The 25,371-nt window shown below is 74.0% G+C and carries 14 protein-coding genes; 6 read left to right on the top strand and 8 right to left on the bottom strand.

What is annotated here, in order from left to right; genetic code table 11:
• Positions 1-316: 316 nt before the first annotated feature.
• The 3 genes from tgmC to tgmA are packed head-to-tail and all read right to left on the bottom strand — an operon-like array spanning position 317 to position 2,673.
• Entirely contained in the window at positions 317-1,438 is a 1,122-nt protein-coding gene (gene tgmC, locus H300_RS0103750; RefSeq protein WP_028426365.1) for an ATP-grasp peptide maturase system methyltransferase, read from the bottom strand.
• Complete coding sequence (gene tgmB / locus H300_RS0103755; protein ID WP_028426366.1) at positions 1,431-2,390, bottom strand: ATP-grasp ribosomal peptide maturase; 960 nt, start codon at positions 2,388-2,390, stop codon at positions 1,431-1,433. The genes tgmC and tgmB overlap by 8 nt, the downstream gene beginning before the upstream one ends.
• 10 nt (positions 2,391-2,400) lie before the next feature.
• On the bottom strand, positions 2,401-2,673 hold the full coding sequence (gene tgmA, locus H300_RS0103760; protein ID WP_486583536.1) for a putative ATP-grasp-modified RiPP: 273 nt from the start codon (positions 2,671-2,673) through the stop codon (positions 2,401-2,403).
• Positions 2,674-3,449: 776 nt separating this feature from the next.
• On the opposite strand from tgmA, the gene H300_RS0103765 reads away from it, so the two are divergent.
• The 4 genes from H300_RS0103765 to H300_RS0103775 all read left to right on the top strand — a co-directional run bounded on the left by H300_RS0103765 (position 3,450) and on the right by H300_RS0103775 (position 8,785).
• Entirely contained in the window at positions 3,450-4,289 is an 840-nt protein-coding gene (locus H300_RS0103765) for a Scr1 family TA system antitoxin-like transcriptional regulator (RefSeq protein ID WP_028426368.1), read from the top strand.
• Positions 4,273-4,488 (top strand): DUF397 domain-containing protein, encoded by a 216-nt coding sequence (locus tag H300_RS29760; RefSeq protein ID WP_078515689.1) that lies wholly within the window; start codon positions 4,273-4,275, stop codon positions 4,486-4,488. Before H300_RS0103765 ends, H300_RS29760 begins: the two co-directional genes overlap by 17 nt.
• 328 nt (positions 4,489-4,816) lie before the next feature.
• The gene (locus tag H300_RS0103770) at positions 4,817-6,415 is read left to right on the top strand and encodes a serine/threonine-protein kinase (protein ID WP_028426369.1); all 1,599 of its coding nucleotides are present in this window, start codon (positions 4,817-4,819) and stop codon (positions 6,413-6,415) included.
• A gap of 219 nt (positions 6,416-6,634) precedes the next feature.
• A complete protein-coding gene (locus H300_RS0103775; RefSeq protein WP_028426370.1) occupies positions 6,635-8,785 on the top strand; it encodes a UvrD-helicase domain-containing protein in 2,151 nt (716 codons plus the stop codon).
• Positions 8,786-8,822: 37 nt separating this feature from the next.
• On the opposite strand, the gene H300_RS0103780 is transcribed toward H300_RS0103775, so the two are convergent.
• A complete protein-coding gene (locus H300_RS0103780; protein ID WP_028426371.1) occupies positions 8,823-9,770 on the bottom strand; it encodes a methionyl-tRNA formyltransferase in 948 nt (315 codons plus the stop codon).
• A 265-nt stretch (positions 9,771-10,035) separates the two neighbouring features.
• Here H300_RS0103780 and H300_RS0103785 point away from each other — a divergent pair, with 265 nt between their 5' ends.
• Together H300_RS0103785 and H300_RS0103790 are read left to right on the top strand one after the other, a co-directional pair.
• Positions 10,036-11,394, top strand: a complete 1,359-nt coding sequence (locus H300_RS0103785) for a lysine N(6)-hydroxylase/L-ornithine N(5)-oxygenase family protein (protein ID WP_028426372.1) — start codon at positions 10,036-10,038, stop codon at positions 11,392-11,394.
• Between the two features lie 66 nt (positions 11,395-11,460).
• On the top strand, positions 11,461-11,670 hold the full coding sequence (locus H300_RS0103790) for an MbtH family protein (RefSeq protein WP_028426373.1): 210 nt from the start codon (positions 11,461-11,463) through the stop codon (positions 11,668-11,670).
• A 116-nt stretch (positions 11,671-11,786) separates the two neighbouring features.
• On the opposite strand, the gene argB is transcribed toward H300_RS0103790, so the two are convergent.
• From argB to H300_RS0103810, 4 genes are read right to left on the bottom strand one after another with little or no spacing between them, the layout of a single operon-like run.
• Positions 11,787-12,659 carry an acetylglutamate kinase gene (gene argB, locus H300_RS0103795; protein ID WP_037978950.1) on the bottom strand — a complete coding sequence of 291 codons (873 nt, stop codon included), beginning with the start codon at positions 12,657-12,659 and terminating at the stop codon, positions 11,787-11,789.
• Entirely contained in the window at positions 12,656-13,819 is a 1,164-nt protein-coding gene (locus H300_RS24790) for a 3-deoxy-7-phosphoheptulonate synthase (RefSeq protein WP_486583537.1), read from the bottom strand. Before H300_RS24790 ends, argB begins: the two co-directional genes overlap by 4 nt.
• Positions 13,816-15,216: an MDR family MFS transporter gene (locus H300_RS0103805; protein ID WP_028426375.1), complete on the bottom strand. Its 1,401-nt coding sequence runs from the start codon at positions 15,214-15,216 to the stop codon at positions 13,816-13,818. The genes H300_RS24790 and H300_RS0103805 overlap by 4 nt, the downstream gene beginning before the upstream one ends.
• On the bottom strand, positions 15,213-25,370 hold the full coding sequence (locus H300_RS0103810; protein WP_028426376.1) for a non-ribosomal peptide synthetase: 10,158 nt from the start codon (positions 25,368-25,370) through the stop codon (positions 15,213-15,215). The genes H300_RS0103805 and H300_RS0103810 overlap by 4 nt, the downstream gene beginning before the upstream one ends.
• Position 25,371 lies beyond the last annotated feature (1 nt).

Consider the following 25,371-nt stretch of genomic DNA (forward strand, 5'->3'; position numbering starts at 1 on the left):
GGGGCCAAGTCGAGCAACCCCACCGATCCCACCCGCTACACCGAACGCACTCGCCACCCCGGGCACGCGTCGGCCCCGTGGTCGGCACTGTCCAGGACCGAGGAGCGCCGCACCGTGCTGCCGAGCGGCTCGCACGGGCGGACCAGGGTTTGTCGCCGACCAGGTCGCCGGGTGCCAGCGGCAACGCGCGCACCGAAGCGCGACCCGGCAGCCGCTTTCGGCGGGAGCAACGACCGCTCCCTCTCGCGGCACGCGGCACGCGGCACGCGGCACGCGGCACGCGGCCAGGGAACGCATGGGGGCTGTCAGTTGTCGGCTACTCCCACGTGAGCCGTTGCCCATCCGGGCCGACGTGAAGCCGCATGCGATCGGCAGTCGGTCGCCCGTCCGCCTGCCAGCGTGTGACGCTTTCGGCGATCTGATCCCACAGGCGCGTCGGGCCGCCCTGCCGGACCCTCCACCGTGCGCCGTCCCAGAAGACGACCGCCCACGATTCTCCGTCCACGTCGATCACGACGTGTTCGGTTCGGCCGTCCCGTTCGAGCGCGAACCGCTGCGCGCGAGGTGCGGCGAACTGCGCGACGAATCGGGCCGTCCAGTCGTCGAGCACGTCCGCGCCGAACACCGTGGGCAGTGCGTCGCTCTCACCGAGGTTCGGCAGCATCCCGAGCGGGGGCGGAAGATGCGGGCGGGCCAGCATGAACGACACCTGCCCGCCGAGGACCGGACCACTGGCCGTGCCGTCGTCGGCGACCGTGAGCCGTACGAGTTCGGACGCGTGCATCCATCCGGCGACCGTGACCAGGACCTCACCACCGGGCCGGGTCTGCGCGAGCCAGTCGGCCGGCACGGTGTGTACGCCGCATGTCGCGATCACGCGGTCATACGGGCAGCCTTCCTCATACCCCGCCAGGCCGTCGCCGACCACCCGGGAAGGCCAGTAGCCGGCGCCCCCGAGCGCCATCCCGGCGCGGGCGGACACCTCCGCGTCCACCTCGACCGTGGTCACGTTGTCCTCGCCGACCACATGGCAGAGCAACGCGGTGGAGTAGCCCGTGCCCGTGCCGATCTCAAGGACGCGCGTTCCCTCGGTGGCCCGCAGGTCTTCGAGCATCCGCACGACCAGCCCCGGCAGGGTGGACGACGAGGAGGGCGCCGCCGCGATGCGCCCCTCGACCTGGTCGGGGAAGACGCCCCCGGCCACCTGCGTCACGAGGGTGTCGTCCTCGTAGATCCGCCCGAGTCCGGCCGCGTCGTGCCCGGACACAGGCCGGTACCAGCCGCCGTCCTCGTACTCGAACCAGCCACGCGGGAGAAACGCCTCACGAGGCACGGACGACACGGCCGCTTCCCACTCCGGGCTGCGAAGTGCGCCGGACTCGGTCAGGTGCCGCACGAGGTCGGCCCGCAGGCGCTCCGAGGGCAGGGGATCAGTCATGAGGGCTCGCTCCGTTCTCCAACAGGTCTGCGATTGCGCTGGTGACCGGCAGTCCTGCCGCGTCTTCGAGCCAGGCCCATTGACCGTTCGGGTTGCACTCCAGAAACCACCATGCGCCGTCGGCGGTCACGGCGAAGTCGAAGGCTCCGAAGTTCAGCCCGAAGTCGGCGAGGAACCGCACCAGCGTCACGCGCATCTCCTCCGGACAGGCCACGGACTCATAGGTGAGGCGCTGATACTCCGCCCTCCAGTCCACGACCCCGGGCGGCGCGGTGATCCGAGCACTGAACACCTGCTCACCGACAACGACCGCGCGCACGTCCGCCACCTTGGGCACCCGAGCTTGGAACAGGTGCGCGCTGTGACTGACGGCGCCGTCGATCTCCCCGGCCTCGACGGGCGCGGCCCAGATACCGGCGGGCTCGCCCTCCAGGTCGTACGCACCGGTGTGCAAGGCCTTGTACACGGCCGGCTGCGCGGCGCAGAAGGCCTTGGCCTCCGCCGGATCATTCGTGATCAGGGTGGCCGACACCGTGAGCCCCATCCGTGCTGCGGCGTCCAGCTGCGCGGGCTTGTACTCCGCCCGCGCGATGGCCTGCGGATGACTGAGATACAGACACCCCGGAAGCGCTCCCAGCACCCCGCCCAGTCCCCGTCGGTTCTCCTGAGCGGCGAACCGGGCCGCCTGCTCGCCGCTGCCCGTCGGGTAGACGTTCGGGCGACGGTGGTACAGGGCGCGGACGGCGGACAGGTCGGCCGCCCGGTCGCCGACAGTGAGCTGTCCGCCCCATCCGCCCGGCCCGAGGCGTGCGGCGAGCACCGACAGGGCCGGAAAGTCCCGTCCAGGGTCGAAGCGCAGGACAGGGACCCGGCGCCGGTTCAACTCCGCGATGACCAGATCAGCGGTGGCGTCCTCGTCCTGCGTGCAGACCAGCACCGGGCGTCCGTCCACGGAGCTTTCCCTAGTCCTGCGTCGCGTCGTGACCGGAGTCGGCGTCCACCTTGCCGTCCTTGCCCACCTGCGTGGGCGGGTAGGTGTTCACGCTCGTCCCGTGCCTGCCGAGTTCGGCCGGCGTCATCGCGCCGTCCTCCCCGACCCATCGCCCGGTCTGCGTGACCGGGTCAACGCCCGCGTACCGCCAGGGCGAAGGGGGCCCGTTGCGCAGCGGGGTCATACGGCGCAGTCCCCACGGGGCCTGTGCGGTCGTCTGTGTACGTGCGAGGCTCGTTTGCACGTCTCCTCCTCGGTCGATTCGTACGGTGGATGCGGTGCAGGGCCCGCCCGGCAGGGGCTCGACCCGTCCAGGCCTTGCGGGCGGATGACCGGCCGGGCCGGGGGTCTTCGGGCGATACGGCCCACGCTGCTGGTCACGAGCGTGCCGCCCCCCGGAACGCGCCATCGGCTGTGACTTTCCACCCGTGTGGGCGACTCGTAGGCGCCCCGGACGCCGGCCGAGGGGAGTCCGGCCGGAAACCCGTCCGAGGGGCGTGACCATGCGGTCCGCGACGTTCCGGCGGCAGCCCGCGTGCCAGGTCCCGGTACGTGTCCGCGCTGCCGGACTGCGCCTCGCACTCCGGCTCCGCCGTCGCGTTCCGCACGGCAGGACACGGCAGGACACGGCAGGACACGGCAGGACACGGCAGCGGAACGTCCGGCAGGTCGCCCGCGGTACTCCCGTCGCCGGTGCTGACGTTTCAACACGTCGGCGTCGCTCGTGTCGCGCCCGAACTCGCCGTGTGCGGGTTCGGCGCGCGCCCCGCAGTCTTCGACGGGAACGGCCGGACGGCTCGTGTCGCAACTTCCGCCCGGCGCTCCGGGGGCCGATCCTCCGCTTGCTGACTCATGATCCCTCCGTACACCTCGTGTGTGCGCACCCCGATGGAACGGGTAGTAACGCACCGCATTCCAACCCTTACAGATATTGCCGATGAGGTCTGCCGGTTACACGGCGGGACTGTCACCGAATACCCTGGGTTGACAGCGAATCGATCCGAACAGGAGTTCGGTGGAGTGGAGTTGAACAGCGAGAACGCCAAGCTCACGCCCCGGGTCAGGCTCGGCAGACGGCTGCGGCGGCTCCGTGAGCGCAAGGGCTTGTCCCTGCGCCAACTCTCCGAACGGGCGGGCGGTTACTCGCACAGTTACTTGGGTCGGGTGGAACTCGGGGAACAGCTTCCTTCGGAAGCCATGGCCAACACGCTGGATCACTTCTTCGATACTGACGGAGTGCTGGCCGAACTCCTTGAGTTGGCCCACGACACACTGATTCCGGATTACAGCCGGAAAGCCGTTGACAAGGAACCCGAGGCCAGGCGCATCCAGGTCTTCAACAGCAGCGTCATCCCCGGACTTCTTCAGACCCCGGGGTACACGCGAGCGGCCTTCCGGAGATCCCAGCTGGGCGAATCCGAGGAACAGATCAGCGAACGCGTTGCCATCCGTGTGAAGCGACAGCGAATCCTGGACCGCAAGGAACCGCCCTATTACTGGGGAATCATGGACGAGTCGGCACTTAAGCGCCCCATCGGTGACCCACCGTGCATGGCTGCACAGATGAAGCATCTGTTGCGACTCGCGGTCCGTTCGCACGTAACCGTGCAGGTCCTCCCCTTCGACCGAGGGGGGCACCCGATGCTCGGGGGGAGCCTGACCTTGCACACGTTGCCCGATGGCGCGACCATTGCCGTAGTCGAGAGCTTCGACTCCGGTGAACCAGTGGAGTCGCCGAGAAGAGTTCTTGAGCTGACGCAGAGGTTTGACACGGTGCGCTCCCTGGCCCTCACGGACGATGAATCCTTCGATCTGATCCGCACCTACGTGAAAGAGTACGAAGTTGAAGACGATCCCTGACGCGTCGACTCTCCCCGCCTGGCGCAAGTCCAGCCATAGCGAGAACAACGCGGGCGGATGCGTGGAGGTGTCAGACGGATATGCCGAGGGCGTTCCGGTGCGTGATTCCAAGGCCCCGTACGGCCCTGCGCTCATCTTCGACGGGGCCGCTTGGTCGTCGTTCGTCGGCGCCGTCAAGGGCGGTGAACTCCCCGCCTGAGCCGAGCCCCGCAGCAGACCCCCGCGTGACCGGCGCTCGCGAAGCGGCGAGGGCCGCCGCCACGGCTGCGCGGAGCCACGCCTGCACATCGCGGAGCGCGGGACCTGCGCGCTCGCCCCCTGTCCCACAGCCCGATCGGCCCCTCTCCTCATCGGTACGCGCGGTGCCGGTGGCGGTGTTCGACCTCCGGACACCTCGACCGGGCCGGTTGATACACCTGCTGGAGGCGAACCGGTGGACGGGCGATCACCGCGACCGCGAGACTGGTCCCCGACCTGAACGGGCCGGTGCCGCGCGGCGCCGGTGAGGGACATGCGACGGGGGAACGGTGGCGGACACGCCGATCGCGGGACGGTACGAACTCCTCGGCCCACTCGGCCGCGGCGGCATGGGGGACGTGTGGCGGGGCTACGATGCCGTGCTGGACCGGCCGGTGGCGGTGAAACTGATCCGCCGGCAGTCCGTGACCTCACCGGATCTCGGACAGGAGTTCGTCAAGCGCTTCCAACGCGAGGCGCGGGTCACGGCACGCATCCGGCACCCCGGCGTGCCGCAGGTGTACGACGCGGTGCTCGACGACGCCTTGGAGCACCTGCACCTGGTGATGGAACTCGTCGACGGGGTGCCGCTCACCGACTGCGTGGACGCGGCCCGGGAACCGGACGGACACGGCCTGCCGGTGAGCTGGGCGGCCTCGGTCCTCGCCCAGGTGGCGACGGTCCTCTCCCACGCGCACGGAGTGCCGGTCGTCCACCGTGACCTGAAGCCGGCCAACATCCTCGTCGCGCAGGACGGGACGGTGAAGGTCCTCGACTTCGGCATCGCCGCCATACTGCGCACCGACGTCACCAAACTGACGGCCACCGGGAGCCCCCTCGGCAGCCACCACTACATGGCGCCCGAGCAGGTGCTCGGCGGGCGGATCACACCGCAGGCCGACCTGTACGCGCTGGGCTGCGTCCTGCACGAACTCCTCAGCGGCGAGAAGGTGTTCACTGCCGACAGCGAATACGTGCTGATGTACCGGCACGTCAACGACGCCCCCACCCCCCTGGGCCGGTTGCGTGCGGACGTGCCGCGGGAGCTGGAGGCGCTCGTCCTGCACCTGCTCTCCAAGGAGCCCGAAGGCCGGCCCGCCGACGTGCAGGAGGTGTACGAGCGCCTGCTTCCGTTCGTCCCCCCGCCCGGTGCGGCGCCGTTACCCGTCGATGCCCTCCCGCACGGGCTGCCCGATCCGACCGGCCTCTTCCGGCTCCCGTACGCGCCCCGACCGCGGGGCGCGGCCGGGCAGCGGCCCGCGAGCGGCGCGGACGACTCCCCCGCTCCCGCCCCGATGCCGGAGACCCTGCGGGCCGAGATCCGCGAGGTCCACGCCCACTACGACGCGCTGATGCAGGAGGAGCGCTGCGCCCAGGCGGCGGAAGTCGTCGGCGAGGTGGTCGATCCCGCCGCGCGCGCCCTGGGAGCCGACAACAAGGTCGTGCTCGGGCTGCGGACCCGGCGGGCGGTGAGCCGCCTGCTGGGCGGCGACGTCCGTGCCGCGCTGCCGGAGTTCGACGCGCTCGCGGAGGCCTACGCGCGCACCACCGGGCCGGCCGGGGAGCAGGCGCTCGACTGCCGCGCGCAGGCCGCGCGTTGCCGTGCCGAGCTGGGCGAGGTCACCGCCGCCCTGGCCGAGCTCCGCGCGGTCCTCGACATGGTGCGGTCGGTCGACGGCGAGGAGGGAGAGGAAGCCCTCGTGCTGCGCCGCGACATCGGCATGCTGCTGCTCGCGCAGGGCCGCAGCGCCGAGGCCGGCGCACTGCTCGTCCCCCTGCACGCCGACCTCGTACGGGTCCTCGGGCCGGAGGACGAGCTGACCGTCGAGATCGCCGAGACCCTGGCCCTCGTCCGCCTCGCTCTGGAACATCCGCGGGCCGAGGAGTGAGGCCACCGGCCCCCGTGCCGGACGCACCGCCGTGCGCCCCTCCCCCAGCGGGGGAAGCCCGAGGCCGAGTACGCACCACGCCTGCTCTCGCGCGCGTTGACCGCGCAAGCGGTACGGATCGTCACCGGCTTCAGCACGCAGGAAGCTGCGTTGACGGTCCTCGACGGTGAGGCCGACCATTACTGACGACCGCCCCTCACGAGGAAGCACCTGCCGCCCATGCCGCACCTCGCCTTCGACATCTCCTTCTGCGCCCAGCTCGGCAAGCTCCAGGGCACCGTTCGGCAGGGGGTGTTCGACGCCTGGGAGAAGTTCGAGCGGCTCACTCTGGAACAGCTCTTCAAGGACCCGGGGCTGAACCTGGAGTCCCTGACCGGTGCGCGCGACAGGCACATCCGCACGATCCGCATCGACCGGGGCACCCGGGGCGTGCTCCTGGCGCCGGACCGCGGGGACACGTTCGTCCTGCTGCGGGTGATGCCGCACGACAAGGCCAACGCCTGGGCGGTGAAGCAGAAGGCCAGTATCAACACCGTCACGCAGGCGGTGGAGATCCGCGACATCACCGTGCTGGAGGAGCTCACACCCGCCTATGAGCGCATCGCCGCCGCTCCTGACCGGCGGCTCTTCGCCAAGGTGTCCGACGGCGACATGGGCGCGCTCGGCATCGACGCCACCACGCTCCGGCAGGCGCGTGTGCTGACCAGCCTCGAACAGCTGGAGGTGTTCGCACCCCACTTCCCGCAGGACCAGCGAGAGGTTCTGGAGTACCTGGCCGCGGGGTTCGGCGTCGACGACGTCTGGCGCGACCTGGTCGCCCCCAGCCTGGCCGGGCGGTCGCTCGACCAGTCCTCGCCCCCCGTGGACACCGCCGACTACGACACCGCGATCCGCCGCACCCGCACCCGCATCGCGCTGGTCAGCGCCTCCGAGGAGCTCCGCGAGATCCTCGACAAGCCGTTCGCCGCCTGGCGGATCTTCCTGCACCCCTCACAGCACCGCGTGGCCTACCGGGCGTCCTACTCCGGGCCCGCCCAGGTCACCGGAGGGCCGGGCACCGGCAAGACGGTCGTCGCGCTGCACCGCGTCCGGCACCTGCTGCGGCACCTCCGCGACGGGGACCGCATCCTGCTGACCACCTACACGAACTCCCTGGTGACAGCTCTCCGCAGCGGGCTCGAAGGTCTTGTCGAGAACGAGGAGCTGCGTTCGCGGGTGGACGTGACGACCGTCGACTCGTTCGCCGGCCGGGTGCTGCCCGGCAGCGGTGAGTGCCGTCCGCTGTACGGGAACGAGGAGCACGCCCGCTGGACGAAGGCCGCGCTGGCCGCTGGGAGCGAGGCCACCTGGCAGTTCCTGGCCCAGGAGTACAAGCACGTCGTCCTCGCCCAGGACCTGCGCAGCCTCGAAGACTACCTGGCCGCCGACCGCAGGGGACGCGGCAGCGCACTGCCCGCGGCCGAGCGTCCGGCGGTCTGGCGAGTCGTCGAGGAGTTCACCGCGCAGCTGGCGGCGGACGGACTGCGCACCTACCTGGGAACCTGCGCGGAGGCGGCGGACCTGCTCGCGAAGGAGGGCCCGCGGTACCGGCACGTCGTCGTGGACGAGGCGCAGGACCTCCATCCCGCGCAGTGGCGGCTGCTGCGCGCGGCCGTCCCGGAACGCCCGGACGACCTGTTCATCGCGGGCGATCCGCACCAGCGCATCTACGACACCAGGGTCTCCCTCAAGGCCCTCGGGATCAGGGTGACCGGCAGGTCGGCCAAGATGCGCAAGAACTACCGCAGCACCCACGAGATCCTGACCTGGTCCACCGCGCTGCTGCTCGGACGTCCCTTCGAGCAGTTGGAGGACGACGGCCGCCACGACACGCTGATCGGCTACCGGTCGGCACTGCACGGCAACGGCCCCGAGGTGCGCGCCACGGACTCCGAGGACGCCGAGTTGGACGCGCTCGTCGCGCGGGTGCGCGCCTGGACGGAGGCCGGTGTCCCGGCCGCGGACATCGCCGTCGGCGCCCGCTTCAACCGCAACTGCGACCAGGCCGTTGCCGGACTGCGGGACGCCGGGGTCGCGGCGGTACGGCTTCGCGGGGACGCGCCGAAGAACACCGAGGCGGTGCGCGTCGGGACCATGCACTCCCTCAAGGGCCTGGAGTTCCGCTGTGTCGCCGTCATCGGCGTCCGCCAGGGCGCCGTGCCCTTCGCCAAGGCCGTCACCCCGGTCGAGGTGGACCGCCTCCAGCACGAGGCCGACCTGGCAGCCGAGCGCTGTCTGCTCTTCGTGGCCTGCACACGCGCCCGCGACAGCCTCCACGTGTCGTGGACGGGGACTCCGAGCCCGTTCCTGACGGAGGCGGGCGCCGTGTGACGCCTGCCCCCCTGCGGGGTGAGCCGCCCTGGGGCGTTCAGGGGTGGGAGGTGAGGTAGCCGCCCATGGAGGTGAAGTACTCGGTCGCGGGGAGTTCGCGACCGTCCTCGGTACGGACGCGGGTGATGGCGAGGCCGTGGTTGCGGCCCCGGCGGGCGTCGGCTCCGGCGACGATCACGACTCCCTCGCCCTCGCGGTAGAAGATGCGGCCGGGGGTGCCGCCGTAGCGGCCCTCCGAGACGAAGGCGGAGAGGATTTCGAGGCGCCTGCCGCGATGGTGGGTGAACGCGGCCGGATACGGGGCGGACTGGGCGCGGATCAGGCGCCCGAGGTCCTCGGCGGACCAGCCCCAGTCGATCCGGATGTCCTCCTCGGCGCGCTTGTGGAAGAAGGTGGCCCGGGAGCGGTCCTGCGGGGTGAACTCGGTCCGCCCGGAGGCGATGAGGTCGAGCGCGCCGCGGGTGACCGGGGCGATGAGCTCGACCGTCCGGTGGAAGAGGTCGGTCGCCGTGTCGTGGGGTCCGACGGTGACGGCCTGCTGGAGGACGATGTCACCGGCGTCCAGTTCCTCGTCCATCATGTGGGCGGTGACGCCGACCTCCGGCTCTCCGTTGACGAGGGCCCAGATCAGCGGCGAGAAGCCGGCGTACGCGGGCAGCAGCGAGTCGTGGACGTTCAGCGTGCCGTGCCGGGGCAGGGTGTAGATCCGCGGGGGGATCCAGGTGCGCCAGTTGTTGGCCACGATGATGTCCGGGTCCGCGTCCTTGAGGAGCTGGAACAGCTCCTCGTCGTCGGGCCGGTTGCGGATGATCACCGGGACGCCGTGCTCGGTGGCCAGGTCGGCGACGGAGTCGCTCCAGATCCTCTCGTAGGCGTGCTCGCTCCGGGGGTGCGTCACCACGGTCACCACGTCGTGCTCGGAGTCCAGGAGCGCGCGCAGGGTGCGGTGGCCCCAGGTCTGATATCCGAACATGACGACCCGCATGAAGGTTCCTCCCGAGTGGAGCTACTTGAGTGGGGCAACTGACCGACAGCAAGTAAAGCAAGGCTTACCTAACTACGCAACACCGCTGCACGGCACGCCCTTTCAGGCCCCTGAACCGCGAACGGCACGGCCGCCCCGTCGACAGGCTCCACCAGATCAGGTTAGCCTCACCTAAGTCAGAACCCGGGTCGCTGCTCTCCGGCATGCCCCGGGCCGCCCGTTTCCATGCCGCCCGGCCGGCGCCGTCCCGCACGATGGGAGTGACATGTCTCAGGTTCCACCTGGCGACGCACCTCTGATCCACGACCTCATAGGCATCGGCTTCGGTCCGTCCAACGTGGCCATGGCCCTTGCCCTGAGCGAGCACAACGCGCGCGTCGGCAGGCAGGAGGCGGTCACTTCCCACTTCTTCGAGCGGCAACCGCGGTTCGGCTGGCACCGCGGCATGCTGATCGACGACGCGACGATGCAGGTGTCCTTCCTCAAGGACCTGGTGACGCTGCGGAACCCGGCGAGCGAGCACAGCTTCCTGTGCTACCTCCAGAGCCGGGGGCGGCTGGTCGACTTCCTCAACCAGAAGAACCTCTTCCCGCTGCGGGTCGAGTTCCACGACTACCTGGAGTGGGCCGCCGCGAAGGTCGACGACGTGGTCTCCTACGGCCACGAGGTCCTCGCCGTCGAACCGGTCCTGTGCGAGGACGGGTTGGAGGTGGAGTACCTGGACGTGACGGTGCGCTCGGGCTCCGAGGTGGTCGTCCACCGGGCCCGCAACCTCGTGCTCGGCACGGGCCTGCGGCCGCGGATGCCGGAGGGCGTCGAACGCTCGGACCACCTCTGGCACACCTCCGACCTGCTCGGCCGGGTGGAGCGGCTGGCGGAGGGACAGCCGTCGCGCTTCGTCGTGGTCGGTGCCGGCCAGAGCGCCGCCGAGAACGTCGCCTACCTGCACCGCCGCTTCCCCGGGGCCGAGGTCTGCGCCGTCTTCTCCCGCTACGGCTACAGCCCCTCGGACGACAGCAGCTTCGCCAACCGCATCTTCGACCCCGACGCGGTGGACGACTACTTCTCGGCCCCCGACAGCGTCAAGCGGAAGCTGATGGACTACCACGGCAACACCAACTACTCCGTGGTCGACATCGACCTGATCGACGACCTGTACCGCGAGGCGTACCGGGAGAAGGTCCTCGGCACCGAGCGGCTGCGCTTCCTCAACGCGTCCCGGCTGACCGCCCTGGAGGAGGGCCCGGAAAGCGTGCGGGCCACCGTCACCTCCCTGGTCACGGGAGAGGAGACACACCTGGACGCGGACGCCGTCGTCTTCGCCACCGGCTACCACCCCGCCGACCCGCTCGGCCTCCTCGGCGAGGTCGCCGGCCGCTGCCACCGCGACGAGCGGGGCCGTGTCCGCGTCGCCCGCGACTACCGGATCGAGACGGACCCGGAGCTGCGCTGCGGGATCTACCTCCAGGGCGGCACCGAGCACACCCACGGCATCACCTCGTCGCTGCTGTCCAACACCGCGATCCGCGTCGGCGAGATCCTGGACTCGCTCCTGGACCGCCGGCTGCGGGCCGACGACGCCGCGGTACGGCCGGTCGCAGGCGGGATCGGCTCCGCGCGCTGAGCAGTGCCCACCACGACCGTCCCGTGCCGGAGCGCCGGCAGGACCCGCAAGGAGTGAACCGCAGCCATGGCCACCAACCCGTTCGACGACCCGCAGGCCCGCTTCCTGGTCCTGACCAACGAGGAGAACCAGCACTCGCTGTGGCCCGCCTTCGCCGAGGTACCGGCCGGGTGGCGCACCGTCTTCGGAGCGGACAGCCGTGCGGCCTGCCTGGAGTACGTCGAGGCGCACTGGACCGACATGCGCCCCGCGAGCCTGGTCGCCCGGCAGGGCTGACCGCGCGCGGTCCGCTACCGGGGCCGCGGGGCGGGAGCCCGGCGGCCCCGGCAGTGGACCCCCGCAGTGGGCCTGGGCCCGGAAGGCCGCCCGCACCCGCGCCCGGCCGCCCCCGCTCAGCCCGGGGCGTCCGCGTCGTCGGGGACGACGGTGGTGCCGGTGCCGTCGGTGCCGTCGGGGCCGAGAACTCCCCGCAGCACGGCGTGCGGCCGCCGTCCGTCCCGGATGTGCGCCGTGCGCACGCCCGCCCGGACGGCCCGCAGGCAGGCCTCCATCTTGGGGAGCATCCCGCTCGCCAGTTCCGGCAGCAGTTTCTCCACCTCGCGTGCGGTCAGGCGTGCGACGACCTCGGTGCTGTCCGGCCAGTCCGCGTACAGACCCTCGACGTCGGTGAGTACCACCAGCTTCTCCGCACCGAGGGCGGCCGCCAGGGCCGAGGCGGCGAGGTCGGCGTTGACGTTGTGGGCCTGCCCGTCGACTCCCCGTGCGACGGGTGAGACCACCGGGATGCGGCCCCGCTCCAGCAGGGCGCGCACGGCGTCCGGGCGCACCTCGGTGATGTCGCCGACGAGCCCGATGTCCACCGGCCGGCCGTCCACCAGGGCGTGCCGCCGGACGGCGGTCAGGGTGTGCGCGTCCTCGCCGGACATCCCCACCGCGAGCGGGCCGTGGCGGTCGAGGAGTCCGACCAGCTCCCGCTGGACGCGGCCCGTCAGCACCATCCGGACCACGTCCATGACCTCGGGTGTCGTCACCCGCAGCCCCGCCTCGAAGCGGACCTCCAGGCCGAGCCGGTGGAGCAGGGCACTGATCTGGGGCCCGCCGCCGTGCACCACGACCGGGTGGAGACCGGACCGCCGCAGCTCCACCACGTCGGCGGCGAAGGTCCGCCGCAGGTCCTCGTCGGCCATCGCGCCGCCGCCGCACTTGACCACGACCGTCCGGCTGCGGAAGCCGGTCGGCACGTCCGGCGCCGGGGGTGCCGTCATCGCACGCGCCCCGCGCCCGGCACCTCTCGCGCTTCCCGCGCCGTCTGTGCTTGCCGCGCCGTCTGCGACCGGCGGCGGGAGGCGCGGGCGAGCAGGTCGAGCAGCGGGCGGGTGCGGGACCAGCCGAGGCAGGAGTCGGTGACGCTGAGGTCCGGGCGGACCGCGGGACCGGCGGGGTCCTGGCGGCCGTCGGAGAGGTACGACTCGATCATGACCCCGGCCAGCGAGGATTCCCCGTCGGTGAGCTGCCCGGCCAGGTCGGCGACCACGGCCGGCTGGCGGTTGTGGTCCTTGCCGCTGTTGCCGTGCGAGGCGTCGACGACGAGCCGCTGCGGGAGCCCGGCCGCGGCCAGGGCCGTCCTGGCCCGGGCGACGCCCGCCCGGTCGTGGTTGGGGACCGGGCCGCCGCGCAGCACCAGGTGGCCGTCGGGGTTCCCGGTGCTGCGGAGGGCGGTGAGGTGCCCGTCCGGGGAGAGGCCCGGGAGGGTGTGCGGGTGCGCGGCGGACTGCACGGCGGCGACGGCCGTGTCCAGACCGCCGGAGACGCAGTTCTTCATACCGACCGGCATCGGGAGCCAGGAGGCCAGCTGCCGGTGCGGCTGGCTGGCGACGGTCCGCGCACCGATCGCGCCCCACGCGACGGTGTCGCTCACGTACGGGGCGAGGACGGGATCGACGAACTCGTAGGCCAGGGGCAGGCCGGTGGCCGCCGCGCCGGTCAGGAAGGACCGGCCGAGGGCGAGCCCGGCGGCCAGGCCGCCCCTGCCGTCCGGCGCGGGCGCGGTGAGCAGCCCGGGCCAGCCGGTGACGGTGCGGGGTTTCTCCAGGTAGGCGCGGAGGACGACGACCAGGTCGTCGGCGAGGCTCCCGGCAGCGGTAGCGAGCAGCGCGGCGTACTCCAGGGCCGCACCCGGGTCGTGCACCGAGCACGGGCCGACGACCACCAGCAGGCGCGGGTCCCGGCCGTCGAGGACGGCGGCGACGGTCTCCCGGTGGCGGGCGACGGCGTCCGCCGCCGCCGGGCGCAGGGGGTGGGCCGCCGCCAGTTCGGCGGGCGTGGGCAGCGGCCACCCCACGGCGCCCGCGGGCTCCTGACGGGCGTCCAGGGCGGTCGCACGGTTCACGGTGTTCACGGTGTTCACGGTGTTCACGGTGTTCACGGCTTCCTGACGGGGGTTCGGGGCAACCGGGTGGAACCGGCCGCGGCGATCAGGCAGAGACCGAGCACCCACCAGAAGGTGTCGGCGAAGGCCTGCGGGAGGTCCGGGCCCCGCGCGGCCAGCCGTTCCTGGAGGACCACGGCGAGGACGGCGGTGCCGAGCGAGCCGCCGACGGTGTTGAGCAGGCTGAGCGCTCCGGAGGCGCGCGGGAGGTGCTCGGGCGCGATGCGGCTGTAGACGATGTTCATCACGGGCGCGCCGATCATGGCCATTCCGATGCCGCGGACGGCGAGGGCCGAGGCGATCAGGGCGTCCGGCAGCCCGTGTCCGAGCTGGGTGAAGGGGACGGTGCCGGCGAGGATCAGCACGATGCCGGTGACCACCAGCGTCCGCGGGGCGATCCGGTCGATGGTCCGGTTGACCAGGACCGATCCGGCCGCCGCGCCGATCCCCTGGGGTGCGAGGAGCAGCCCGGCCTCGAAGGCCGACAGGCCGCGGCCGGTCTGGAGGTACAGCGGCAGCAGGAACATGGTGCCGAACACCGAGGCACCCAGGGCGAGCAGTGCGAGGGCGGCGGCCCCGAAGGGCGGCCGGGCGAACAGGCGGGGGTCGATCAGCGGGGTGCGGCGGGTCCGCAGCCCGTGCACGGTGAAGCCGGCCAGCATCGCCAGACCCGCGGCGACGCCGATCGCGGCGGTCGGGGCGCGGCCGTGGGACACCTCGGTCAGCCCGAGGACCAGGACGGCCAGTCCCGGCGAGAGCAGCGCGGCTCCGCGGAAGTCGAACGCCGTCCGCCCGGAGGCCGGCGGCACCGCGGGGACGTGGCGGCGGGCGAGCAGGATCGCGGCCGCGCCGATCGGCAGGTTGACGAGGAACAGCCAGGGCCAGGGGGCCGCCGCGAGGATCGAGCCGCCGGCCAGCGGGCCGAGCACCGGGGACAGCAGCGGGACGACGGCGACGATGCTGAGCACCCGTCCGGTGCGTCCGGGGCCGGCGATGCGGGCCAGCAGCGCCTGGCCGGTCGGCGGGAGCAGGCCGCCGCCGAGACCCTGGATCACCCGGAACAGGATCAGGCTGGGTGCCGACCAGGCCAGGGCGCACAGCACGGAGCCGAGGAGAAAGAGCCCGACGGCGGCGAGCCACGTCCGCCGGCCGCCGAACCGGTCGGCGAGCCAGCCGGAGGCGGGCACGGCGGTGACGACGGCGAGCAGGTACGCCGTCGTCACCCACTGGATCTCGGCGACGGACGCGTCGAACTCCTCGGCCAGGGTGTCGATGCCGACGCTGACGATGGTGGCGTCCACCGTGGCCATGAAGGTGCCGAGGACCAGGATGAACGCGATCCGCAGCAGCCGTCCGTCGATCCGCTCGGCGCGCGGTGCGGCCTCCGCGCTCATCGGCGCTCCAGCAGGTCGCGCACGTCCTCGTCGAGGTGCCGCCCCAGCATGCGGAGCAGGTCGAGCAGCTCCGCCGCGAGCCCCTCGGCGTCCACGCCGGACGCCGCGGCCTCCGGTCCGGCGCGGTGGGCGAGTACGCCCGACCACCCCTCGCCGTCCGGCATGACCGTCAGGGTCACCGGATGGTGGGTGGCCTCGCGGAACCGGGTGCCGACGACCCTCAGGCCCGGGGCGGGTTCGCGGAGGCGGTCCGGGTCGACGGGGTAGTTCTCGAACACCACGAGGCTGTCGAACAGTCTGCGGCGCCCGGTCAGCCGTTCCAGGTCGGGCAGGGCGACGTGCTGGTGCTCGACGAGGGCCCGCTGCCGGGCCTGGAGGTCGGCGAGCGTCTCGGCGAGGGTGCCGGCGAGCCGGGCCCGGACCGGGACGGTGTTGGCCAGCAGCCCGATGATCTCCTCGACGCCGGCCAGTTCCGGCGGACGGCAGGCGACCATGGCGCCGAAGCAGACGTCCCGGCGGCCCGAGTGCCGGGCCAGCAGCAGCGCCCACGCCCCCTGGACCAGGGTGTTGCGGGTGAGGCCGCGCTGCGCGGCGAGGCGGCCGAGTTCGGCCACCAGCTCCGCGGCGAAGGTGAGGAGGGCGGGTTCCTGCCACGCCGGGCCGGGCTCGCCACAGCCGAGAGGGTCCCCCTCGGGCAGGCCGTCCAGTTCGGCGGCCCAGGCGCCGAGGTCCGGTTCCTGTTCGGCGCGGCGGCGCAGGTAGTCGGCGAACGGCACGGGGTCGGGCAGACCGGCGGGTTCGCCGGTGACCCGGGCGGTGTAGAGGGCGAACAGCTCGCCGAGGATGCGCGGGGCGGACCAGCCGTCGGAGAGCAGGTGGTGGCTGGTGAGCACCAGGTCGGCGCGCTCGGGTCCGTGCCGGATCACGGTCAGGCGCAGGAGCGGGCCCTCGGCGAGGTCGAACGGCTCGGCGAGGTCGGCCGCCAGGACCTCCGCGGCCGGTCCGTCGGACACCCGGCAGTCCGGGCGCGGCGCCCGCGGGATCACCGCCAGGTCGTCGGGGAAGACGGCGCCCAGGTTGGGGTGGCGGTCGAGCAGGTCGCCGCCCGCGGCGTGCAGGGCGGCGACGTCGAGCGGGCCGGCGAGCGAGAACACCGACTGGACGGTGTACGGGTCGGGGCGTTCGGTGCGCGAGTGCCGCAGCATCACCTGCTGGAGCGGGGTGAGTTGCTGCACCTCGGCGACCGGCCGTCCGCCGCCGAGGGCCCGGAGGCCGGGGGCGGCCGCGGTGCGCAGGAGCGCAGTGCGCAGGTGCGCGGCCAGCTCCTCGACCTCGGCGGCGGTGAACAGCGCAGACGGCCAGGTGATCCGCACGCCGAGCGCGTCCTCGCGGACCAGCGCGTTGACCATCAGGGCGTGGGCCAGGGGCAGTTCTTTGGTGCCGCCGGAGCCCAGCGGGTCGGCGTCCGGGGGCGCCTGCCACGGCGTCTCCTCGGCGGGGGCGCCGGGGAACCTGCCGAGGTAGTTCCAGGAGACCTCCGGCACCACCGGGTCCAGCAGCCCCGCGGCGGTCAGGATGCCGTGGCCGAGCCCGTCCCCCTGGGCGCGCAACCGCTCCGCGACCGCGGGCACGTCCTCGTCCGGGTCGAGCCGGACGGGGTGGACGGCGGTGAACCAGCCGACGGTCTGCGAGAGATCCACCTGCGGCGGGCGGCCGTGGCTCTCCAGCGCAACCAGCAGTTCCGGTGCGCCGCGCCATTCCCGCACGGCGCGGGCGAGGGCGCCGAGCAGGACGGCGTCCGGGGTGGTGCGGTGGAGGGCGGGCAGGGCGGCGACGAGGGCGCGCGTCGTTTCGGTGTCCAGCCGGAACTCGTGGTGGGCGGCGGTGGCCACGGTGTCCCGTGCCGGGTCGAGGGGCCGGGCCAGCGGCCGGGCGGACACTCCGGGGGCGGTCGTCCGGCGCCAGTGCGGCAGTTCGGAGCGGCGGTCGGCCTCGCGCAGGGTGCGTGCCCAGCCGAGGAAGGACTGACCGTGCCGGGCCGGCGAGCCGCCGGACCAGGCGTGCCGGAGGTCGTCGAGCAGGATGCGCCAGGAGACCCCGTCGACGACCAGGTGGTGGGCGATCAGCACGAGCCGCCCCGGCCGGTCCGGTCCGGCGTCCACCCACACCGCGCGCAGCAGCGGGCCGGTGCGCGGGTCCATCGACGCGCGAGCCGCGGCGGTCCCGGCGTCGGCCACCGCCCGCGGGTCGTCCCCGGCCGGTACGCGGGTGAGCACCCGGGCGCCGGTCACGGCACCGGTCGGCGGGATGCGGAGCACGTCCCCGGCCAGGTGGGCGCGGAGGACGTCGTGACGGGCCAGGACCGTGTCGAGCACGGCCTGCCAGGACTTCTCGTCGCCACCCGGCGGGACGCAGACCTCCACCCACTGGCAGAAGCCGTCCGCGGCGCTGCCCGCGCGGTGCAGCAGGTCCCGCATGACCGGAGTGAGCGGGGCGTCACCCACGGCGGGGGCCGCCTCGCCGTCGAGGGTGCGGGCCCGGGCCGCGATCCCGGCGACGGTCCGCCCCTCGAACACGTCCCGCGCGGTGAGGCCGAGTTCACGGCGGCGGGCCCGGGAGACGAGTTGCAGCGAGACGATGCTGTCGCCGCCGATCGCGAAGAAGTCGTCCTCGGGGCCGAGGTCGTCGGTGCCCAGGACGTCCCGCAGGACGTCGAGGAGGACCGCCTCGGCGGCCGTGGCGGGTTCGCGGCGGACGGCGGCGGGGGCCTCGGGGGCGGGCAGCGCGTCGGGGTCGAGCTTGCCGCTGGGGGTGAGCGGCAGCCGGTCGAGCGTCACGAACGCGCTCGGCACCATGTGGTCGGGCAACCGCGCCGCGAGGTGGGCACGGAGCCGCTCGTGGTCCGGGTCGGCGCCGTCGGTGGGGATCACGTGGCCGACGAGCCGGCCCTCCCGCAGCAGCACCGCACAGGCGCGCACCTCGGGATGGCGGGTCAGGGCGGTCTCGACCTCGCCGAGTTCGACCCGGAAGCCGCGGATCTTGACCTGGTGGTCGGCACGGCCGAGGAAGACGAGCTGCCCGTCCGGCCGCCAGCGCACGAGGTCGCCCGTGCGGTACATCCGCTCGCCCGGGGGGCCGTACGGGTCGGCGACGAACGCCGCGGCGGTCTGGCCGGGGCGGCCGAGGTAACCGCGGGCCAGGCTCGGCCCGCCGAGGTACAGCTCACCCGTCGCGCCGGTGCCGACGGGCTGGAGCCCGCCGTCGAGCACGTAGGCGCGGACGTTCGGGTCGGGGCGGCCGATCGGCAGCGGTCCCGGATCGTCCGGGTCGTACTGCCAGGTGACCGCGTTGATGGTCACCTCGGTGGGGCCGTAGGCGTTGAACAGCGCCCGGCGGCCGGTGCCCCAGCGGCGGGCGAGTTCCGGGTCGAGGCGCTCGGCGCCGACGACGAAGAACACCTCCGGGTCGACGGTGCGGTCGTCGGGCATGGCGGCGAGGAACGAGGGCAGCAGGTTCACCCCGGTCACCCGGTGCTCGACGAGGTAGTCGAGCAGTTCGTCGCCGGGGACGCGGACCTCCTCGGGGGCGATGACGGAGGTGCCGCCGGACAGCAGCGGCACCATGGTCTGCCAGAACGCGACGTCGAAACCGGTCGAGGCGAAGTGCAGGTAGCGGTCGTGCTCGGTGACACCGACGATCTCCTCCTGAAGGGCGATCAGGTCGGGCACGCCGCGGTGGGTCACCCCGACGCCCTTGGGCGTGCCGGTGGTTCCGGAGGTGTGGATGACGTAGGCGAGCGCGTCCTCGGTGAGGCCCGAGCGCGCCTCGGCCGGGTCGGTGTCCGGCAGCTCGGCGAGGGTGTCCGGGTCGTCCAGCCGCAGCACCGGGACCCCGGACGCGCCGGGGAGTTCGGCGCCGGTCGTCACGGCGGCGGCCGGGGCGACGCCGTCGAGCATGCCGGCCAGCCGCTCCCGCGGGAGACTCGGGTCCATCGGTACGTACACCGCACCGGCCTTGGCGATGCCGAAGAGCGCCACCGTCATCCCGACGTCGCGTCCGAGCAGGACGGCGACCGGGTCCTGCGGCCGCACGCCGCGCCGGATCAGCGCGTGGGCGAGCCGGTTGGCCTGCCGGTCCAGTGCGGCGTAGCTCAGGCTGCGGTCCCGGCAGACCACCGCCTCGGCATCGGGCTTGCGGCGCACCCAGGAGGCGAACTCGTCCAGCCAGTGGCCGCGCTCACGGGCGGGGGCGGGTCCGACGCCGAGGCGCAGCATCCGCTGCCGCTCCTCGGAGTCGAGCAGCGGCATGCCGAGCGCGGGTCGTTCGGGGTCGTCGGCGATCTCGTGCAGCAGGTGGAGCAGCCGGTTTCCGTGGTCGCGGACCTCCGCCGCGGTGAAGGCGCCCGGCTGGTGGCCGAGTCCGACGGTGATCGCGTCGTCCGGGATGACGATCACGGTGAGCGGGTAGTGGGTGGCGTCGGTGATCTCGACCCCGGCGAGGTCGAGTCCGGGGGCGAGCGTCGTACGGTTCCGGCTGGAGAGCGGGAAGTTCTCCATCACCAGCATGGTGTCGAAGAGTTCGCCGACCCCGGCAGCCCGCTGGATCGCGGGCAGACCGACGTGGTGGTGCTCGGCCAGGGCGAGGCCCTCGGCGTGCACCCGCGCCAGCAGCTCGCGCGCGGTGAGGTCCTGGGTGTACCGGACGCGCACCGGGACGGTGGTGCCGAGCTGTCCGATCATCGACTCCACGCCGTCCACCTCGGCGGGCCGCCCGGAGACCGGGCAGCCGAACACGACGTCGCGGCGGCCGGTGAGCCTGCCCAGCAGCAGGCCCCAGGCCGTCTGGAACACCGTGGAGAGGGTGACACCGTGTGCGCGGGCGAAGCCGCGCAGCCGCTCGCTGAACTCGCGGCCCAGGTCCAGGGTGACGCGCTCGGGCCGCTCGACGGCGACCCCGGTGCGCACGGGTGCCAGCCGTGTCGCGCCGTCCACGCCGGACAGCGCCTCCCGCCAGGCCTCCAGCGAGGCACCGGTGTCCCGGCCCGCGAGCCACCGGAAGTACTCCCCCGGCGGCGGCCCGGCCGGAGCGGTGGGGCCGCCGCCCAGTTCGGCGTAGAGGGCCAGCAGGCTGCGGCCGACCAGAGGCATCGACCAGCCGTCGAGGAGGGCGTGGTGGTTGGTGAGGACGAGCCGGTGCTCTCCGGGGCCGACCCGGGACAGCAGGAAGCGGATCAGCGGCGGCCGCGCCGGGTCGAACGGGCGGGCCAGCGCGGCACGGGCGGCCTCCTCGAAGCGGTCGTCCCGCGTCCAGTCCAGGGCGACGTCGGCGGGGACCACCTGCACGACCTCGTCCCCGGCCCGTGCCAGGTGCACGCGCAGCGCCGGGTGGCGGCGCAGCAGTTCCCGCGCGGCCTCGGCCATCCGCTCCGGGTCCAGCGCGCCGAGCAGGGTGGTCACGGCCTGGACGACGTAGACGTCGGTGTCGGTGTCCTCGCGGGCCAGGGTGTGGAAGGACAGCCCGAGTTGCAGCGGAGTGGCCGGCAGCACGTCCTCGACGCGACCGGTGCGTTCGAGGGCGTCGAGGGCGTCCTGGTCGAGGGCGACGAGCGGCAGGTCCGAGGGGGTGAGTCCGCCGGGCGCGCGGCGGGCGTGGTCGGCCAGCGCCGCCAGGGCCGCGTCCCAGGCCGCCTGGAGCCGCGCGACCTCGCCGGTGCCGAGCACTCCGGTCGCGGCGGTCCACTCGACGGCGAGCCGGGGCGCGCCCTCCTCGTGGACGAAGCAGTTGAGTGCCAGCACCTGCTCCAGGGCCTTGGCCCCGGGTTCGACCACCGCGAAGGCGTCCCGCTCCGGCAGGCGCCACCCGGTGCCGGGCGGCGCGGCGAACCGCCCCAGGTAGTTCAGCAGGACGTCCGGGGGCGCGGTGGCGGACAGTTCGGGGCCGGCCACCGGGTCGAGGGTGCGCAGCACGCCGTAGCCGACGCCCCCGTCCGGGACGCCGCGCTTGGCCTCCTTCGCGGCGCGCAGCACCTGCCGCACGTCCCCGGCCGCGGGGACGCGGACGGGGTACTCGCTGGTGAACCAGCCGACCGTGCGGGACAGGTCGAGGTGCTCGCGGCCGTGGCCCTCCATCGTCACGGTCACCGCGTCGGGGGGCGGCGCGCCCGTCCGGTCGGGGGTGGGCCCGCGGTCCGGGTCGCGGGGGGCGCCCTCGCCCGGGTCGCGGGGGGCGCCCTCGCCCGGGTCGCGGGGGGCGGCGTGGTCCCGGAGGGCGAGGACCAGGGCGGCCAGCAGCACCTCGTCCACCCCGGCGCGGTAGGCGGCGGGGAGGGTGGTCAGCAGCGCCTCGGTGGTCGCGGGCGAGGCCAGGGTGACCGACCGGTGGGCGGTGGCGGCGGTGTCCCGCTCCTGGTCCAGCGGGCGGGCACCCAGTCGGGTAGCGGAGCCGAGCGCGCCCCGCCAGTGGTCGAGTTCGCCCCGCCGCGCGCCGGACCGCCCCTGCTCGGCGAGGAGTCGCGCGTGCCGCCGCCACGAGGAGCCGACGGGTTCCGGGGTGCCGCCGGTGCAGGCGGTGTGCAGGTCGGGCAGCAGGACGCGCCAGGAGACGCCGTCCATGGCCAGGTGGTGGACCACGAGGACCAGCCGGTCCGGCTCGGTGCCGCCGGTCCGGAGCAGGGCCGCCCGCAGCAGGTCGCCCGTCCGCGGGTCCAGCTCCCCCGCCAGCCGCCGGGCCGTCGCCGCCGCGAACTCCTCGGAGGCGGCGACCCCGTAGGAGGCGGCGGGGACGGCGTGCGTGGTGACGGCGGGCCGGACCGCGCCCCGGGGCAGGACTTCCAGGCCGTCGTCCCCGACCCGCAGCCGGAGGGCGTCGTGCCGGTCGAGCACAGCCCGCACACCCGCGGTCAGGGCGTCGTACGCGAGGCCCTCGACCCGCAGCGCGGTCCACTGGGCGTACCCGGCGACGACGTCCGCGTCCGGGTGCGGATCGAGCAGGCCGCGCACGATCGGCGGTGCGGGGACCGGTCCGGCCGGCTCGTCCACCGGCCCGGCGGCGTCGTCGGCGGCTTCGGCGGAGGCGGCGAGCGCGGCCAGGCTGCGGCGCGCCAGCAGGTCCCGCGGGCGCAGCGCGAGGCCGTGCGTCCGCAGCCGGCTGCTGACGGTGATCGCGGTGATGCTGTCACCGCCGAGGGCGAAGAAGTCGTCGTCCACGCCCACCCGTTCGGCGTCGAGCACCTCCCCGAGGACGGCGCACAGCAGCCGCTCCCGCTCGGTGCGCGGTCCGCGGCCGCCGCCGGTCACCGCGGGCGCCGGCAGGGCCGCGCGGTCGAGCTTGCCGTGGGTGGTGACCGGCAGTGCGTCGAGCACCACCACCGCCGCGGGCACCATCGGTTCGGGCAGGCGCGCGGCCAGCCGTTCCCGCACGTCCTCCGGCGTGAACGGGCCGCTGCCGGACTCCGCACCGACCGCGGCCCGTACGACGTAGCCGACCAGCCGGGAGGAACGCACTGCGGCGGCCGCCGCGGCGACCCCGGGCAGCGCGGCGAGCGCGGCCTCGACCTCCCCGGTCTCCACCCGGTGGCCGCGGATCTTGACCTGTCCGTCGCCGCGTCCCAGGTACGCGAGACCGCGGCCGGGCACCCACCGGGCCAGGTCGCCGGTGCGGTACATCCGCTCCCCCGGCGCACCGAACGGGTCCGCCACGAAACGCCCGGCGGTCGCACCGGGCCGGCCGAGGTAGCCGCGGGCCAGGTGCGGCCCGGCCAGGTACAGCTCGCCCGACCCGCCGTGCGGCACCGGGTGCAGCGCGTTGTCCAGGACGTAGGCGCGGGTGCCGGCGAGCGGGTGCCCGATCGTCCGCTCGTCGCCCGTGATCGGCGCGGTGGTGCTGTCCACGGTCGCCTCGGTCGGTCCGTACATGTTCCGGGCGGCGACGCCGGAGGCGGCGATCCGCCTCCACAGCGCGGGCGGCGCGGGCTCGCCGCCGAGCACCAGCAGCGCGGGGCGCCGGGCCAGCAGCCCCCCTTCCACCAGGGGCGCGGCCATCGACGGCGTGGTGTCGACGACGTCGATGCCGTCCCGCTCGTACACGGCGAGCAGGGCGTCGGCGTCGCGGGAGGTCTCGGTGCCGTAGAGGTGCAGGGTGTGGCCGCACAGCAGCCACACCAGGTGGTCGAACGCCGAGTCGAAGGCGAGGGAGTAGGTGTGGGCGACGCGCAGCCGTCGGCCCGCGGTCCGCTCGGCCTCCGCCACGACCGTCGCCCGCTGGTGGTGGAGCAGCGCGGCAAGGCCGCCGGCCCGGCCGAGGACGCCCTTGGGCCGCCCGGTGGAGCCGGAGGTGTGGATCACGTGGGTGAGGTGCTCGGGGTGCCGGGGCGCGGCCAGTTCCCCGGGCCGCAGCGGCGCGCCGGAGAGGTCGGCCGCCTCGGCGCGCAGGGTGTCCCACGGCAGTCCGTCCACCGCCCCGGCGGTCAGCACCAGCGCGGGGCGGACGTCGTCGAGGAGCGCGCGCAGCCGCTCGGGCGGATGCGCGGTGTCCAGCGGCAGCACCGCGCCGCCCGCGTCCAGGACAGCCAGCAGGGCGACGAGGGCGTCGGCGGTGCGCGGCAGTGCGGCCGCCACGACCGCGTCCGGCCCGATCCCGCGGGCGCGCAGGGCGCGGGCCGTGCGGTGGACGCGAGCGGCCAGTTCCGCCGCGGAAAGCCGCTCCTCGCCGCACACCAGGGCGGTGTGCCCCGGGTCGGCGGCGGCCATGGCGTCGAACGCGGCCGGCAGGTCGAGCGGGGTGCCGGGCACGGCGGGCGGCGTCCAGGCGGTCGGCAGCGGCTCCGCACCGCCGGCGAGGGGAATCCGGCCCACCGGCAGTCCGTCGGTCAGCCCGGCCAGCAGGGCCCGGAAGCCGGTCAGCCTGCCGTCGACCGCCGCCTGGTCGTCGGTCCGGGCGTCGACCTCGAAGCCGAGCAGCAGGCCGCCGTCGCGGGTGGGCAGAACGCTCAGTCCCATGTCCTCGGGCGGGCCGCCGGCGACGTTGCGCATCACTCCGGTGGCCCCGGCGAAGTCGAGCGCCAGGTCGAAGGCCTTGAGGTTGATGCCGCGGCCGTGCAGCAGCGCGCCCGCTCCGGGTACGCCGAGGTCGCGCGGCAGGTCCTCGCCGCGGTACCGCTGGTGCGCGCGCGTCTCCCGCATGGCGGCGGCGACGCGGCGGCTCAGCTCCCCGAGCCCGTCCCCGCCGTGCACGGCGATCCGCATCGGCAGCACGTTGACCGCCATGGCGGGGGTGCGCAGGGCGGTGGAGCCGGTCCGGCACATCAGCGGGAGCGCGAACACCACGTCGGTGGGGCCCAGGGTCCGGTGCAGGTACGCGGCGTAGCAGGCGATCAGCGCCTCGCCCCAGGTGACGTGCTCCCTCTCGGCGAAGGCGCGCAGCCGGGCCGTCTCCTGCGGGGTGACGGCGGCACGGGCCGTCAGGGTGCGGTCGGGCGGCCCCTCGTCGCCGGCGGTGGTGACGAGGTCGGGGAGCGGAGTGAAGCGGTCGACCCAGTAGGCGCGGTCCTCGGCGGACCGGCCGCCCTCCCGGTAGGCCAGGTCGGCGGCGACGAGGTCGGCGAAGCGGCCGAAGGGCGGGGGCGCCGGCTCGGTGCCGCGCACCAGGGCGGTGTAGCGGGCCGCGGTGCGGCGGGCGAGCATCGCGGCGGTGTAGCCGTCGAAGACCAGGTGGTGGCCCAGCTGCGTGTACCAGACCTCCGTTGCGGAGAGCCGGATCACCGTGCGTGCGTACAGCGGACGGTCCGTCATCCCCCGGCACGCCTCGGCGGCCCGGGCCCGCTCCGCCTCGACGTGCGCCCGGGCCGCGGCGGCCGGGTCGGCCGCGTCGCTGACGTCGACGACCTCGGGCGGCGCGACCGGCTCCCCGGACACCGTCTGGCGCGGCCCGGACGGCGTCTCGTGCACCCGCAGCCGCAGGGTCTCGGCCTCCTCGGTGGTCGCCCGGACCGCCTCGGCGAGCGCCCCGGTGTCCAGGGGTTCCGCCCCGGTTATCTCGATCACGTCGCCGACCAGGTAGTACGGCGAGTCGGGTTCGAGGCGCTGGGCGTTCCAGATGCCCTCCTGGGCACCGGTCAGGGCGAGCAGACCGTCCGTGGACACGCTTGCGGTGCTCAAT

It is taken from the genome of Streptomyces sp. TAA040 (assembly GCF_000424845.1).

Excerpts from the sequence above, each read along its gene's own strand:
- H300_RS0103785 (WP_028426372.1), top strand. The coding sequence starts at position 10,036 with ATGTCTCAGGTTCCACCTGGCGACGCACCTCTGATCCACGACCTCATA.
- H300_RS0103775 (WP_028426370.1), top strand. The coding sequence starts at position 6,635 with ATGCCGCACCTCGCCTTCGACATCTCCTTCTGCGCCCAGCTCGGCAAG.
- H300_RS0103805 (WP_028426375.1), bottom strand. The coding sequence starts at position 15,216 with ATGAGCGCGGAGGCCGCACCGCGCGCCGAGCGGATCGACGGACGGCTG.
- H300_RS0103790 (WP_028426373.1), top strand. The coding sequence starts at position 11,461 with ATGGCCACCAACCCGTTCGACGACCCGCAGGCCCGCTTCCTGGTCCTG.
- H300_RS0103780 (WP_028426371.1), bottom strand. The coding sequence starts at position 9,770 with ATGCGGGTCGTCATGTTCGGATATCAGACCTGGGGCCACCGCACCCTG.
- tgmC (WP_028426365.1), bottom strand. The coding sequence starts at position 1,438 with ATGACTGATCCCCTGCCCTCGGAGCGCCTGCGGGCCGACCTCGTGCGG.
- argB (WP_037978950.1), bottom strand. The coding sequence starts at position 12,659 with ATGACGGCACCCCCGGCGCCGGACGTGCCGACCGGCTTCCGCAGCCGG.